The following is a 13,962-nucleotide window of genomic DNA, read 5'->3' on the forward strand; positions in this document are numbered from 1 at the left end:
TCGGGTGCGGGCCGCCCGCCGTCGTGTCAACCCGCGTCCTCGTCCTCCGCCCACCGGTCCGGCGCCGTGCGACCGCGGCCCTCGGCGAAGGTGACCCCGTCGAGGAAGGCCATCGCCTCGGCGTAGCGCGGGTACCGGTCCACGAGGCGTCGGAAGGCCGGGCCGTGTCCGGACTCCAGCAGGTGGGCCAGCTCGTGGACGAGCACCGCCGCCACCACCCAGTCCGGCATGCCGCGCAGCTGCGTCGAGAGCCGGATGGTGCCGCGCCCCGGCGTGCACGAGCCCCAGCGGCGGCGCTGCCGGGCCGACCACGTGACCGAGACCGGACGGGCCCGCCCGCCCAGGTGTGCCGCCGAGAGCCGTCCCGCCCAGGCCAGGAGCGCGTCGTCGGAGCGGGCGTCGGCGGGGCGGCCGTCCGGGTCGGCCGCGGGCTGCCCCGTCCCACCGCGTGCGCCCACCTTCGCGACCATCCGGCCGATCCACTCGCGCTCCTGCGCGGCCGAGAGACGGGCCGGGACGTTGACCTGCAGGCGGCCGTCGCGCCACGCCGCCGAGACGGTGCGGGTGCGGGCCGTGGAGCGCACGAGCCGCACGGGCGTGCCCTCCCAGTCCAGGTCGGTGCTCTCGCGGGCGGGACCGCGGTGGGCGGCCGGGACGGCACGCGGAGGGCGGCCGGGGGCGGGCGGGACAGGGCGCATCGGGCCATTCTCCGGCATGGGCCGCAGGCTGTGGACAATCCGGCGCGGTCCGGGGGCGCCCTGGCAGGGTGGGAGGCACCGAGCCGAGAGGAGAGCCGTGCGCACCGTCGCCGAGACCGTCACCACCGTCCCTCATGACACCGCCGCGTCAGCGCCGGAGCCGGGGGTGTGGGCCCCGCCGACCGACGTCCATGTGGCGGGCCTCGACGCGGTGGGCGCGGCGATCGCCCACGCCCTGGCGGGGGCCGGGGCGCTGCGCCTGGCCCTGTGGGATCCGCGGCCCGTCGACGCCGCGGACCTGGGGACCGGCCTGCTGCCCGGGGACCTCGGTCGGCCCCGGGCGGGTGCGCTCGAGCGCCGGCTGGGCGACGTGGCCCCCGGGCTGCGCCTCTACGCGCACCACGGCCCGGTGCCGGTGCTCGTGGGGCAGGCGACGGTGGCGGTGGGGTCCGTGCTCGACGCGGACCTGGCCGCGCAGGCCCTGGCCGCCGACCACCCGCTGCTGCCGGTCACGGTGGGACCGAAGGCGGTCACGGTCGGACCGTGGTGCGCCCCCGGGGTGCGCGGGTGCCCGCTGTGCCGATGGCCCGCGGATCCGACGGGCGTCCCCGATGCCCCGACGGCGCCCGGCCCGTCGGCGCACCGGGGACAGGTGGACGGGCTCGCGGCGCTGCGGGCCGCCGTGCTGACCGTGGACGCGCTGCGGGCCGGACCGGCCCCCGGCGTGCTGCGGGCCGATCGGGTGACGGGACGCACGCGCCGGGTGCGGGTCCGCCCCCGGCCCGGCTGTGCCTGCGACCCGGACGCGCTCGGCTGGGCGTTCTGAGGGGGTCGGCGCCGCCGGCGGAACGGAGCGCGGGTCCGCGGCTCAGGCCGCCGGGGTGCCGTGCAGCAGCTCGAGCAGCTCCGGTCCGTGCTTCTCCAGCTTGGACTTGCCGAGGCCGGGCACCTTCAGCAGCTCTGCCGGGGTCTTCGGCATGGCCTCGGCGATGGCCACGAGGGTGGCGTCCGTGAACACCACGAACGCGGGCATCCGCATCTCGGCGGCCGTGCGGGTGCGCCAGTCGCGCAGCTCCTCGAGCACCGCCTCGTCGTAGGTGGCGGGGCAGTCCAGGCAGCGGCCGACCTTGCGCTCGGCTCCCGTCTCGAGGGGCTTGCCGCACGTGCGGCACACGGCGACCTTCGCGCCCCGGCGCCGCGGCGCCGTCGGGCCCGCCGCGGAACCACGGGCCGGGGCGTGCTCGCGGGTGCCGCCGAGGGTCGGGTCGATGGCCCACAGGAACCGGGAGGGCCGCCGGGTGGAGCGCCCGCCCGTGCCCCGCGAGAGCGTCCACGTCAGCGACAGGTGCTGGCGGGCACGCGTGATGCCCACGTAGAGCAGGCGCCGTTCCTCGTCCACCTCGGCCTGGGTCTCCGCGAAGGAGATCGGCATGAGCCCCTCGGACAGGCCCACGAGGAACACCGCGTCCCACTCGAGGCCCTTGGCCGAGTGCAGCGAGGCCAGGGTGATGCCCTGCACCGTCGGCGCGTGCTGGTGCTGGGCACGCTCGTCGAGCTCGGCCACGAGCTCGGTCAACGTGAACTCGGCCCCGCGCGTCGTGGCGAGCTGGTCGGCGAGGTTGACGAGGGCGTGCAGGGACTCCCACCGTTCACGGGCCGCGCCGGAGGCCGCCGGCGGTTCGGCGGAGTAGCCGAGCGAGGAGAGCACGTCCCGCACCCGGTCCGTGACGTCGTCGCCCGTCAGGTCCTGGGCGGCGCGGGCGGCGGCCCGCAGCTGCAGGATGCCGTCGCGCACCTCGCGCCGGGAGAAGAACCGCTCGCCGCCGCGCAGCTGGTAGCCGATGCCCGCCGAGGACAGCGCCGTCTCGAAGGCCTGGGACTGGCCGTTGGTGCGGAACAGGACGGCGATCTCGGAGGCCGGCACGCCGTCGTCGATCAGCGCCGCGATCCGGTCTGCGACCCAGCCGGCCTCGGCCTCGTCGTCGGTGCACTCCGCGAACACGAGGTCGGGGCCGGCCGGCCGCTGGGAGACGAGCTCGAGGGGGTCGGGCCAGCGCGGCATCGTGCGGTCCCGCTCCCCCGCCTTGGTGCGGTCCGCCAGCAGGCGGTTGGCCGCCTCCACGATCTGCGGGCTGGACCGGTAGTCACGCACGAGACGGACCACCGTGGCCGCGGGATACCGCTCACGGAAGTCGGTGAGGAAGCGGGAGGTCGCGCCCGTGAACGAGTAGATCGTCTGAGAGGCGTCGCCGACGACGCACAGGTCGCCGCGGTCGCCGAGCCAGAGGTCGAGCAGGCGGTGCTGCAGCGGCGAGACGTCCTGGTACTCGTCCACCACGAACACGCGGTACTGGTCCCGGATCGTGGCCGCGATCTGCGGCTCGGTGGACAGGATCCCCACGAGGATCAGCAGCACGTCCTCGAAGTCGATCATGTTCCGGGCTGTCTTGGCCTCCTCGTAGCCGGTGTAGAGACGGGCGACGGTGGTGGCGGTCCAGCCGGCGGGCATCTCCCGCTCCTTCGCGGCCTCGGCGTAGCCCTCGGGGGCGTGCAGGGAGACCTTGGCCCATTCGATCTCGCCGGCGAGGTCGCGCAGGCCGGCCCGGTCCACGGTCATGCGCATGCGCTGGGCGACCTCCGTGAGCAGGCGCACCTTGTTCTCGATCAGCGAGGGCATGGGCCCGCCCACGGCCTGGGGCCAGAAGTACTGCAGCTGGCGCAGGGCCGCCGAGTGGAACGTGCGGGCCTGGACGCCGGCCACGCCGAGGTCGCGCAGGCGGGTGCGCATCTCCGCGGCGGCGCGCGCCGTGAAGGTCAGGGCGAGGGTGCGGTGCGGGTCGAAGACGCCGGAGGCCACGCCGTAGGCGATGCGGTGCGTGATGGCGCGGGTCTTGCCGGTGCCGGCGCCGGCCAGGATGCAGACGGGCCCGTGCAGGGCCGTGGCGGCCCGGCGCTGCTCCGGGTCGAGGCCGCGGAGGATCTCGTCGGGAGTGCTCATGCGGGACGAGTCCTCCTAGGTGATCAGGGTCTGCGCATCGGGCAGCATCCCACCGTACCAATCCTCGATGAGCGCCCGCGCGATGGACACGGCCCCGGGCAGGGTGACGTCGCCCTCGCGGGCCAGATGCGCGAGCTCCTTCCGCTCGAACCAGCGCACGGAGAGGATCTCCTCGCCGTCCGGAACCGGCTCGACGCCGGCCGGGGCCAGGGCGGTGAACCCGAGCATGAGCGAGCGCGGGAACGGCCACGGCTGGGAGCCGCGGTAGCGCGGGTGCGTCACCGTGATCCCGGACTCCTCCGCGATCTCCCGGACCACCGCGTGCTCCAGGGACTCCCCCGGCTCCACGAACCCGGCCAGGCAGGAGTACAGCCCCTCGGGCCACGCCGCGTTGCGGCCCAACAGGATCCGCCCGGCCGGGTCGATGACGGCCACGATCACCGCCGGGTCCGTGCGCGGGAACTGCTCCCGGGAGCAGTCGCGGCAGCGACGCACCCAGCCGGCCGCCTCGACGTCCGTGACGCCGCCGCAGAACGCGCAGAAGCGGTGGGTGGCGTGCCAGTTGGCGTTCGCGACGGCGGCCACGAACAGCCCGGTGTCCGCGTCGCTGAGGGCGGCGGCCGCATCGCGGAGGCCGACCCACACGGCGTCGGCGAGCGCGGCGGCCGCGTCCTCGGGCAGGGCCGCCGGCGGCTCGACGGCGACGGAGACCACCTCGCGCTCCCGCCCGTGCGGGCCCCGGTCCGCCGCGGTGCCGCGGCCCAGATACGCGGCCTCGGCCGGCACGGGACCGGAGGGCGCGGTGAAGACGAGCCGGCCGTCCGCGACCGGTGCGCGGCCGCCCTGCAGCCACAGGACCTCCGTCCCCTCGCGCGCCCAGGACGCCGCCAGGTGGCCCGGGTCGAGGCGGGCCACGGCACCGCGGTCCAGCTCCTCGCGGGCCAGCGGCAGGGCCAGGGGTGGTGCGGCGGTGGGGTCGGACGACGACGGGGGGCAGGAAGCCATGCGTCCAGGCTAGCGACCCGTCTCCGGTGCGCCCGACGACGGGGGAGGGCGTTCCGCGCCTAGGCTGGAGGGGTGGATCGTCAGCCCCTTCGTCTCGCAGCCCTGGCCGCCGCGGCCGTCCCCGGCCTCGCCCCCGTCTCCGTGGAGGCGAGCCCGGACGACCCCGCGGACTTCTCGACCGCCGTCGTCGTGGACGGTGAGGGCCAGCGGTGGCGGGTCCGCTCGCCCCGCACCCCGGAGGCGGGCATCCGTCTCGAGACGGAGCTGCAGGTGCTGGCGGGCCTGACCCCGGCGGTGCGCGCCGGCCTGCCGTTCCGCACGCCCTCCGTGGCGGGCGCGGTGCGGCTCGAGGGGCTGCGCACCTTCGTCTACCAGGACATGCCCGGGCGTCCCGTCACCCTGGAGGAGCTGGCCCGGCTCGGCGAGCCCGCGGTGCAGGACGTGGGCCGCGTGCTGGCCGCGATCCACACGCTGTCCTCGGATGTCGTGGACCACGCGGACCTGCCCTCCTACACGGCGGAGCAGATCCGGCAGCGTCACCTCCACGCCCTCGACCAGGCGGCCACCTCCGGCCGCGTGCCGCCCCTGCTGCTGCGCCGCTGGGAGGAGGCCATGGAGGAGGAGGCCCTGTGGCGGTTCACCCCGGTGCCCGTGCACGGTGACCTGCACGAGGACAACCTGCTCCTCGAGCGCGGCCGCGTGGTGGGCGTGACGGGCTGGACGGACCTGCACGTGGGCGACCCGGCCGGCGACGTCGCCTGGCTGGCCGCCGCCACGGACCCGGACCTGGCCGACCGCGTCCTCGACGCCTACGCGGCCCGGCGGGCCGACGCGGGGGCCGCCGACGACGGCGACGCCCACCTGATGCGCCGTGCGGCGCTGCTCGCCGAGTTCGCCCTCGCCCAGTGGCTCACGCGGGGCCTGGACCGGCACGACGAGGGGATGGTCGCCGAGGCGGAGGCCATGCTGGCCGAGCTCGAGGGCGACGTGCGCGCCGCGCAGGAGGCGGCCGCGCGCCAGGCGGAGGCCGACGCGGCCGCCGACGCCGCCGAGGACGCCCGGGATGCGGCGGAGGACGCCCGGGAGGCCGCGGCCGCGAGGACCGCGGACCCGGAGACGGGGTCGCTGCCCGCCGTCGAGGTGGTGCGGCCGATCAACGGCGGGCCAGGGCGTCCGTGATGTGACGCTCGAGCTCCTCCTCCCCCGGCAGGTCCGGGAAGGAGCGCTCCTGCCCGTGGGCCACGTACACGAAGCTGGCCCCGATCCGTTCCAGCGGGATCCCGTGCAGCCGTGACCAGGCGAGCCGGTAGACGGCCAGCTGCAGCGACTTGAGCTCGAGGTCGCGGCCCCGCGGCACGGCGCCGGTCTTCCAGTCGACGAGCTCCCAGTCGGCCTCGGGGTCGAAGGGCAGGCGGGGGTCGCCGCCGGAGCGGTAGATCGCGTCGACCCGGCCGCGCAGCGTGATCCCGCCGACCGTCGTCTCGACCGGGGCCTCGACGAAGGCCGGGGTGCGCTCCGCCCAGCGCGAGGAGCGGAACCACTCCTGCATCGGGCCGAGGTCGAGGGCCTCGTCGACCCACAGGTCCGCGGCGTCCTCGGCCGAGTCGATGTCCAGCATGCCGGTGGCCCCGAAGCGCTCCTCGAGCCACGCGTGGAACGCCGTGCCGCGTCGCGCCGCGTGCGCGGGCGGCCGGGGCAGGGGCCGGCGCAGCTGCTCGGCCACGGCCTGCGGGTCGGCGGCGAGCTCGCCGTAGAGGGACACGGAGACGTGCTCGGGCAGGGCGGTCTCCCCGCCCGTCCCGGCGACGTCCCGGCGGCGCAGCAGCACCCAGTCCACCTGGCGGGCCAGCTCCGGGTCGTCCCCGAGCGCCGCCGGGTCCGCGGCGTGCACGGCCGCGGCGGCCGCCTCCACCCCGTGCCGGCGGGCCCGGGAGCGGTGCGGCAGCGGCTGCCAGCGTTCCTCGTCCTCGGGGTCCTCCGGGTCGGCGACGAAGGCCTCCGGGCCGTCGAGCGGGTCGAAGGGCCAGCGGGCGACCAGCGTCCGGGCCGCGGCGGGGTTGGCCTCGGGCAGGTCGTCCTCGGCCGGGGCGGGGCCGAGCGCGACGCCGGGCACCTCCCCCGCCAGACCGGCCACCTCCTCGAGGAAGGCCGAGGCCGGCAGGGGCTCCTTGTTGACTCCCTTGAACAGGGAGGTGCTCAGCCACAGGGCGGATCGCGCGCGCGTGTACGCGACGTAGGCCAGGCGCCGCTCCTCGCGCTCGGCGTGGGCGGCCACGGCCACGGCATAGGGGTCCGGGTTGCCCTCCTGGGCCGCCTTGGAGCTGTACTTGGTGCCGGCCGACTGGACCCAGTCCCGCTGGTCCTGGGCCCACGAGCCGTCCCACTGCGGCAGCGACGCGCGGTCCCCGCGCAGGGGCCACGGCAGCGCGCCGGCCCCGGGGCTGGTCCAGCGGTCCGCCCGCGTGGACGGGAACGTGCCCTCCTGCAGGCCGGGGACCGCGACGACGTCCCACTCGAGCCCCTTCGAGGCGTGCGCGGTGAGCACCTGGACCAGGCCGGGGGTGGGTTCGGCGTTCTCGACGCCGAGGCCGTCCTCGTGCTCGAGGACGGACTCCGTCCAGGCCAGGAACGCCGTCAGGTCCGTCGCCGTGGTGCCGGCGCCGAAGTCGCGGGCCGCGTCCTGGAACGCGTTCAAGTGCCGCCGGGCCGCGGCCGCGGAGACGCCGGGCCGCAGGGCCACCTCGACGTCCAACCCCGTCTCACGGATCACCTCCGCGATGAGGTCGGCCGGGTCCTCCCCGGTGCGCGTGGAGAGCCGGCGCAGCTCGGCGTTGACGGCCCTCAGCCGGGCCAGGCCCTCGGGTGAGAAGCCGCGGCCGCGGGAGCCGACCCAGTCCGTCCCCTCCCCGGGCAGGGAGTCGAGGGCCTCCAGCAGGGCGGCGGCGTCGGCGTCCTCCTCGGGGCTCACGTCCCGGGCCGGGTCCGGGGCGTCCCCGGCGGGGTCCTCCCGCCCACCGCCGGCCCGCCGGGCCCGCAGCCGCGAGACGAACCGGGCGCGCTCCTGCAGCACCTCGAGGTCGGCCACGCCGATGCGCCAGCGCGGGCCGGTGAGCAGGCGGACGAGCTGGTCGCTGCGCGTGGGGTCGGCCAGCACGTGGAGGACGGCGAGCACCTCGGCGACCTCCGGCAGCGCCAGCAGCCCGGAGAGCCCGAGCACCTCGTAGGGCAGGCCGGCGGCGTCGAGCGCGTCCAGCACGGGGCCGAACTGGGCGCGGGTGCGGCACAGGACGGCGCGGCTCGGGGTGGTCCCCCCGGGCCCGGACCCGGTGAGGGCGCCGAGGCGGGCGACGACGTCGGCGGCCTCCTCCTCCGCGGTGACGAACCGGTCCACCCGGACGACGCCCTCCCCCGCGCCCGGCCGGGGCCGCAGGGTGCGCACCTCCACCGGCGCGCCGCCCGTCGCGGCGGCGTGGGCGTTCAGCGGTGCGGCGACGGCGTTGGCGACCGCCAGGATCGACTCCTCGTTGCGCCACGCGATCGTCAGGTGCGAGACGTCCGCGTTCACGCGCCGCGGGGCGCCGCCGGGGCCGGTCTCCAGTCGGGGGAAGGCGTGCGGGAAGGCGAAGAGCTGCCCGGCGGAGGCGCCGCGGAAGCCGTAGATCGACTGGTGGGGGTCACCCACCGCGGTGACGCAGTGCCCCAACCCGGGCGCGTCGTCCTCGGGGCCGCGCGGGCCGAACAGCCCGGCGAAGATCCGCATCTGGGCGTGGGAGGTGTCCTGGAATTCGTCCAGCAGCACCACGGGGAACCGCGCGCGCTCCTGCTCGCCGGCCGCCGGCACCTCGACGGCGATGCGCGCCGCGTGGCGCAGCAGGTCGCCGAAGTCCATCACGTCCTGCTCGCGCTTGACCTCGTCGTAGCGGGCCACGAGGTCCGCCATGAGGGCGCGGTCCGCCAGGCCGGTCAGGAACTCCTGGATCTCCTTCGAGGGGGTCTTGGCGCGCGGGGGCAGCGGCAGGGCGCTCCCCTGCTCGGCCAGCCGGGCGAGGAACTCGCGCACCTCGTCCGCACTCACCAGGTGCTCGGCCATGTCCCCGGCCAGCCGCAACGCCTGCGTGATGAGCCGGGACGGGGCCACGCCGAGGGTGTCCGCGACCACCGGATGCGAACGCACGACGGCGCCCATGAGCCGGTGGGCGTCCGCGCCTCCGAGCAGCCGCGCCTCCGGTTCCACGCCGATCCGCAGGCCGTGGTCCCTGACGAGCGCGCCGGCGTAGGAGTGGTACGTGGACACCGAGGCGCGGCCCAGGTCCTCGGGCTCCCCGTCGAAGCCGGGGATCTCGAGGCCGGAGCGCAGCAGGGCGTCCACGCGCCCGTTGATCCGCTCGGCGAGCTCACCGGACGCCTTCCGGGTGAACGTGACGCCGAGGACCTCGTCCGGGCGCACGAGACCGTTGGCCACGAGCCAGACCACGCGGTCGGCCATGGTGGCGGTCTTGCCGGAGCCGGCGCCGGCCAGCACCAGGCGCGGAGTGAGCGGGGCGGTGACCACCTCGGCCTGCTCCTCCGTGGGCGGGGGCAGCCGCAGCCGCGCCGCGATGTCCTCCGGGGAGTGGACCGCGTCCTCGACGCGCGGACGATCGGTCTGAGCGGCGGGATCGCCGGTCAGCGGGGCCATTCGGTGACCTGCCTTCCTTCGGAGCAGAGCGGACAGACGGAGGGCAGCGCGCACCGGCGGGCGCCGGCCTCGTGGAGGGCGAGGAAGCGCGGCCCCGTGGTGCGGCGGGCCGCCGTGAACACCTGCTCGAGCGCCCAGGTGTCCTCGTCCTCGAGGGCCGGCTGGTCCTGCACCTTGGTCTTCTGGGTGCCGGCGCCGAGCTGGACGAGGGCCGCGCCGGCCGGTGTCGTGGGGTGCTCCAGACCGGCGAGCGCGGCGCGCAGGGCGGGGTCCGTGGCGGGGTCGTCCCGGACCTGCTCCAGACCGCCGGCGCGGACGGCCACCTGATAGGCGGCCAGCTGGGGCTGGCGCGCCATCTCCGCGCCGGTGGGCGCGCTGCGGCCGGTCTTGAGGTCGGCGATGAAGGGTCGGCCCTGCGCATCCGCCTCGAGCCGGTCCACGACGCCGGTGATCCGGACGGTGGTCCCGCCCCAGGTCAGGTCCGCGAGGAGCCGCACCTCCTGGGCCACGGGCCGACGCCCGGCCGCCCGGGCGATGCTCCAGTAGCCGATGTAGGCGTCCACCAGGCCGCGGGCCCGGTCGTGCTCGATCTCCGTGATCCAGCCCTCCGGCAGGCCGAGTTCGGGCAGGCGGCGTTCCAGTTCGGCGCGCACGTCCTCGGGCACGCCCTCGGGGTGGTGTTCGGCCACCGAGTGCACGAGCGTGCCCACGGACTGGGCGAGGGTTCCGCCCGCGTTCGCGCCGACGTGGTACAGCACCCAGTTCAGCGGATTGCGCAGGGCCGTCTCCACGCGGGAGGGCGAGAGCGCGACGACCTCGCGCTCCGGGTCGACGAGCGCGGCCTCGGTGGACAGCGGCAGCAGGCCCCACCAGCGTCGGGGGTCCGCGACGGTCACGCCGTCCTCGGCGAGGACCGCCAGGCCGGCGGCCGCCGCGGCCCGGGATGTCGCCCCGTCGGCCGCGTCCGCCTCGTCCCCGGCCTCCAGGACGCGGCGCAGCCGGCCGACGAGCGCGGACGCCGTGATCGGGTCGGGGACCGCGGTGAGCCGCCGGACGCCGGCGGCGTCGCGCGCCTCGGCGGGCAGCCGTTCGGGCGGGTCCACCAGGTCGAGGAAGTCGGAGGGGCCCTCATCCGGCGAGCGGACGGCCGTGACGACCACCTGACGCCGTGCCCGGGAGACCGCGGCCGCGAGCATGCGCAGCTCGTCCTGACGCACCTCGCGCAGCCGGGTGCGGTGATCCGTGGGCCACGGGGCGTCCGCGGGCAGGGTCACGAGGTCCACGAGGTCGGTGGCGCCGAGCAGCTGGCCGCGCAGCCGGGTGTTCGGCCACACGCCCTCCTGCAGGCCCACGACGATCACCGTGTCCCACTCCTGGCCGGCCGCCGCGGCAGGGGTGCGCACGTGCACGGCGTCACCGGACTCGGCACGGCGGGCCAGGGTGTCCACGGGCAGGTCCTGGGACTCCATGTAGACGGCGAACGACTCGGGCGACGCGCCCGGGAACTGGTCCACGAAGCGCTCGGCCACCTTGAACAGGGCGACGACGGCGTCGAGGTCCGCGTCCGCCCGGCGGGACTCGCGGCGCTCGTTCGCGTGCTCGGCGGGCCGCAGCGCGAGCGAACGCCACCGCTCGGCCCGACCGGAGGCGGACCACAGCGCCCACAGCACGGTCTCGGGCGAGGCCGAGGGGGCGCGGGCGGCCTCCAGGCCGTCCCGGAGCATCCAGTGGACGCGGCGCAGGGCGCGGTGCCGCTCGTGCTCGGGGCCGGCCAGGCTCGGGTCCAGCAGGGCCGCGGCGAGCAGCGCGTCCGAGGTGCGCCGGCCGCCCCGGCCCCGCTCGGCGGCCAGCAGGTCCTGGCGCAGCCGCCGCACGTGCAGCGCGCTGGCCATCCCGTACCGGCCGGTGAGCAGTCCCACGACCTCGTCCGGGTCGAGCACGTCCTCGACCCGGGCCTCCGGATCCTCCGCGAGCGCCCCCGCCGCGTCCACCAGCGTGAGCAGGGGCGCGACGGCGGGCTCCTCCTTCAGCACGAGCCCGGCGGCGTCGCGCAGCACGGGGACGCCCTCGGCCTCCAGGTGGCGGGCGAGCGCGGCCACACGGGAGCCGGAGCGGGCGACCACGAGGATCCGGTCCAGGGGCACCCCGTCCTCGTGGTGGACCCGCAGCACCCGTTCGAGGACGAGCTGGTCCTCGTGGGCGCGGGTGGGCACGACGTGCGCGCGGACGGCGCCGTCACCGTCCGCCGGGACGGTCTCGGTCCGGGTCCGTTCGACGCCGGCGGTGCGCTGGCGGACCCGGCGGGCCACGCGCAGGTAGGCGTCCTGGACCTCGGCGCGCATGCGGTGCCCGCGCGTCAGCACCCGGACGCGCCCGTCCGGGGACGCGGGCGGGGCGGCCCCCGGCACGGGATCGGGGTCGAGGACCCCGGGGTACCGGGCGAGGAGGTCGGGCCGGGCGCCGCGGAAGCCCTCCACGGTGGTGTCCGGCGACGCGGTGAGCAGCACGTCCCGCCCGCGTCCGAGCACGGTGAGCAGGTCGTGCACGGCGGGGGTGGCCTCGTGGAGGTCCTCGACCACGAGCACGGCCAGGCGGTCCCGCTCCGCCGCCACGAACGCCTGCGCCGCGGCGTCGCGCTCCGGGTCCTCGGGATGCCGCTCGGTGAGCACGCGGACGGCGGCGGACAGCAGCCCGGCGGCGTCGAACGCCTCGGCCATGCCCAGGTCGATCCGGTCCCGGTAGTCCTGCAGCAGCACGGCCGCGGCCTCCCACTCGGGGCGCCCGTGGGCGGTGCCGAGCTCCTGCAGGCGGCCCGGCTCGAGGCCGAGCTCGCTCATGCGGTCCACGAGCTCGCGGACCTCACGGCGGAATCCCCTCGCCTCCACGGCGGGGGCGACGTCGTCCGGCCAGTCCGGCGCGGCGGCGAGGCCGGCGGCGTAGCCCTCGAGCAGCTCGGCGATCACCGTGTCCTGCTCGGCACCGGTGAGCAGCCGGGGGGCGACCTCCAGATGCCTCAGCGGTCCCGTGACGCGGGCACGGCGCAGCAGGTCGAACGCGTAGGAGGACCAGGTCCGCACGGGGGTGACGGCGCGGGTGCCCCGACCGGCGGCGGCGAGCCGGCGGGTCAGCGCGTCACGCAGCCGCGCCGCCGCATCCCGGCTCGGGGCCAGCAGCAGGAGGGACTCGGGGTCCAGCCCCGCCTCGATCCGGCGGGCCGCGTACTCGACCGCCACGGTGGTGCGCCCCGTGCCGGGGGCGCCCAGCACGAGCACGGCGCCGTGCCCGGGGGCGAGCGAGGCGATCGCCTCCTGCTCGTCCGTGAGCGTGATCCGGTCCTCGGGCGCGGCGGCCGTGCGCACCAGCCGAGCGGCCCGTTCCGGCGCCGCCGCGTCGTCGTCGAAGGGGTCCACCCCGTGTTCCCTGGTCATGGCCTCATCCTCGCACCGGGCCCGGACACGATACGGTCGGCGATCGCACGGATCGCCCGCGCGGCGCCGTCGTCGGGCTCCCAGCGGGCCCGGGGCAGGTCCATGCGCCCGGCCGGGGTGCGGGGCATGGCCTCGCGTTCGTGCTCGACGGCGGCCCGCGCGGCCAGCTCCGGAGGCAGCGAGCCGTCGGCCCGGACCACGCGCCACCAGGGCGTGCCGGGGCTCGATTCGGCCATCGCCCGGCCGGCCTGCCGCGGACCGCCGACCCCCAGCAGGCCGGCCAGCCCCCCGTAGCTGACGGCGCGTCCGGGCGGGACCAGACGGGCGAGCGCCTCGAGCCCCTCGCCGAGGGTGAGCGGTCCGTCGTCGCGGTGGCGGGCGCCGGGGAGCACAGGGTGATCGGTCACGACCCCATCCTGTCGTGTCCGCCGCTCCGGGTAGCGTGAGGCGCGTGACTTGGCATGAGAGCATCCGCGCCGGCTTCGACCTCGAGACCACCGGACGTGATCCGCGCACCGCGCTGATCGTGACCGCCACCCTGGTGATGGTGGACGAGCAGGGCCGCGCCGCGTCGTCGGCCGAGTGGCTCGTGGACCCGGGCGTGCCCATCCCGGCCGAGGCGGCCGAGGTCCACGGCGTCACCACGGAGCGGGCGCAGGCGGAGGGCATGCCCGCCGCGCAGGGTGTCACGGAGATCACCGAGACCCTGCGGGACCTGTTCGCCGCGGGCATCCCCGTGGTGGCGTTCAACGGCGTGTACGACTTCACGGTGATGGACCGGGAGGCGCGCCGCCACGGGCTGACGCCGCTCGAGGCCCGCCCCGTGATCGACCCGTTCGTGCTGGACAAGCAGGTGGACCGGTTCCGCAAGGGCAAGCGCACGCTCTCCGCGGTGTCCGAGCACTACGGGGTGACCCTGGAGAACGCGCACACCTCCGCGGCGGACGCCCTCGCCGCCGTCCAGGTGGCCGACGCCCTGGCCGCCCAGTACGAGCAGCTGCGCGTCGCGCCGGCGGACCTGCACGAGCGGCAGGTCCGCTGGAAGGCCGAGCAGGCGGAGAGCTTCGAGCAGTACCTGCGGCGCAAGGACCCGCAGGCCACCGTCTCGCGCCACTGGCCGGTCGAGGCCGAGCGCTGAGCGCCCGGCCCCGACCC

9 protein-coding genes are annotated in these 13,962 nt (G+C 76.8%); 3 read left to right on the forward strand and 6 right to left on the reverse strand.

Going from position 1 to position 13,962, the window contains the following annotated elements; all coding sequences use genetic code 11:
* Window positions 1–26: 26 nt before the first annotated feature.
* Window positions 27–698, reverse strand: a complete 672-nt coding sequence (locus AUV08_RS01685; RefSeq protein WP_041105127.1) for a M48 family metallopeptidase — start codon at window positions 696–698, stop codon at window positions 27–29.
* 97 nt (window positions 699–795) lie between these two features.
* Here AUV08_RS01685 and AUV08_RS01690 point away from each other — a divergent pair, with 97 nt between their 5' ends.
* The gene (locus tag AUV08_RS01690; protein WP_041105125.1) at window positions 796–1,524 is read left to right on the forward strand and encodes a ThiF family adenylyltransferase; all 729 of its coding nucleotides are present in this window, start codon (window positions 796–798) and stop codon (window positions 1,522–1,524) included.
* A gap of 42 nt (window positions 1,525–1,566) precedes the next feature.
* Here AUV08_RS01690 and AUV08_RS01695 read toward each other — a convergent pair whose 3' ends face one another.
* The gene (locus AUV08_RS01695) at window positions 1,567–3,696 is read right to left on the reverse strand and encodes an ATP-dependent DNA helicase UvrD2 (RefSeq protein WP_041105123.1); all 2,130 of its coding nucleotides are present in this window, start codon (window positions 3,694–3,696) and stop codon (window positions 1,567–1,569) included.
* Between the two features lie 15 nt (window positions 3,697–3,711).
* The gene (gene nudC, locus AUV08_RS01700; RefSeq protein ID WP_036314348.1) at window positions 3,712–4,701 is read right to left on the reverse strand and encodes an NAD(+) diphosphatase; all 990 of its coding nucleotides are present in this window, start codon (window positions 4,699–4,701) and stop codon (window positions 3,712–3,714) included.
* A gap of 72 nt (window positions 4,702–4,773) precedes the next feature.
* Between nudC and AUV08_RS01705 the strand changes: the two genes are divergently transcribed.
* Window positions 4,774–5,880, forward strand: coding sequence for a phosphotransferase (locus AUV08_RS01705; RefSeq protein ID WP_041105121.1), 1,107 nt, complete (start codon window positions 4,774–4,776; stop codon window positions 5,878–5,880).
* Here the strand turns inward: AUV08_RS01705 and AUV08_RS01710 are convergent.
* The 3 genes from AUV08_RS01710 to AUV08_RS01720 are packed head-to-tail and all read right to left on the reverse strand — an operon-like array spanning window position 5,855 to window position 13,214.
* Window positions 5,855–9,379 (reverse strand): ATP-dependent DNA helicase, encoded by a 3,525-nt coding sequence (locus tag AUV08_RS01710; RefSeq protein ID WP_061873072.1) that lies wholly within the window; start codon window positions 9,377–9,379, stop codon window positions 5,855–5,857. The genes AUV08_RS01705 and AUV08_RS01710 overlap by 26 nt on opposite strands.
* A complete protein-coding gene (locus tag AUV08_RS01715) occupies window positions 9,367–12,807 on the reverse strand; it encodes an ATP-dependent DNA helicase (protein WP_061867017.1) in 3,441 nt (1,146 codons plus the stop codon). Before AUV08_RS01715 ends, AUV08_RS01710 begins: the two co-directional genes overlap by 13 nt.
* Window positions 12,804–13,214 carry an MGMT family protein gene (locus AUV08_RS01720; RefSeq protein ID WP_061867018.1) on the reverse strand — a complete coding sequence of 137 codons (411 nt, stop codon included), beginning with the start codon at window positions 13,212–13,214 and terminating at the stop codon, window positions 12,804–12,806. Before AUV08_RS01720 ends, AUV08_RS01715 begins: the two co-directional genes overlap by 4 nt.
* Window positions 13,215–13,258: 44 nt before the next feature.
* Between AUV08_RS01720 and AUV08_RS01725 the strand changes: the two genes are divergently transcribed.
* Window positions 13,259–13,945, forward strand: a complete 687-nt coding sequence (locus AUV08_RS01725) for a 3'-5' exonuclease (RefSeq protein WP_049147285.1) — start codon at window positions 13,259–13,261, stop codon at window positions 13,943–13,945.
* Window positions 13,946–13,962: the final 17 nt, after the last annotated feature.

This window comes from Micrococcus sp. CH7 (genome assembly GCF_001595485.1).
Taxonomy (GTDB): domain Bacteria; phylum Actinomycetota; class Actinomycetes; order Actinomycetales; family Micrococcaceae; genus Micrococcus; species Micrococcus luteus.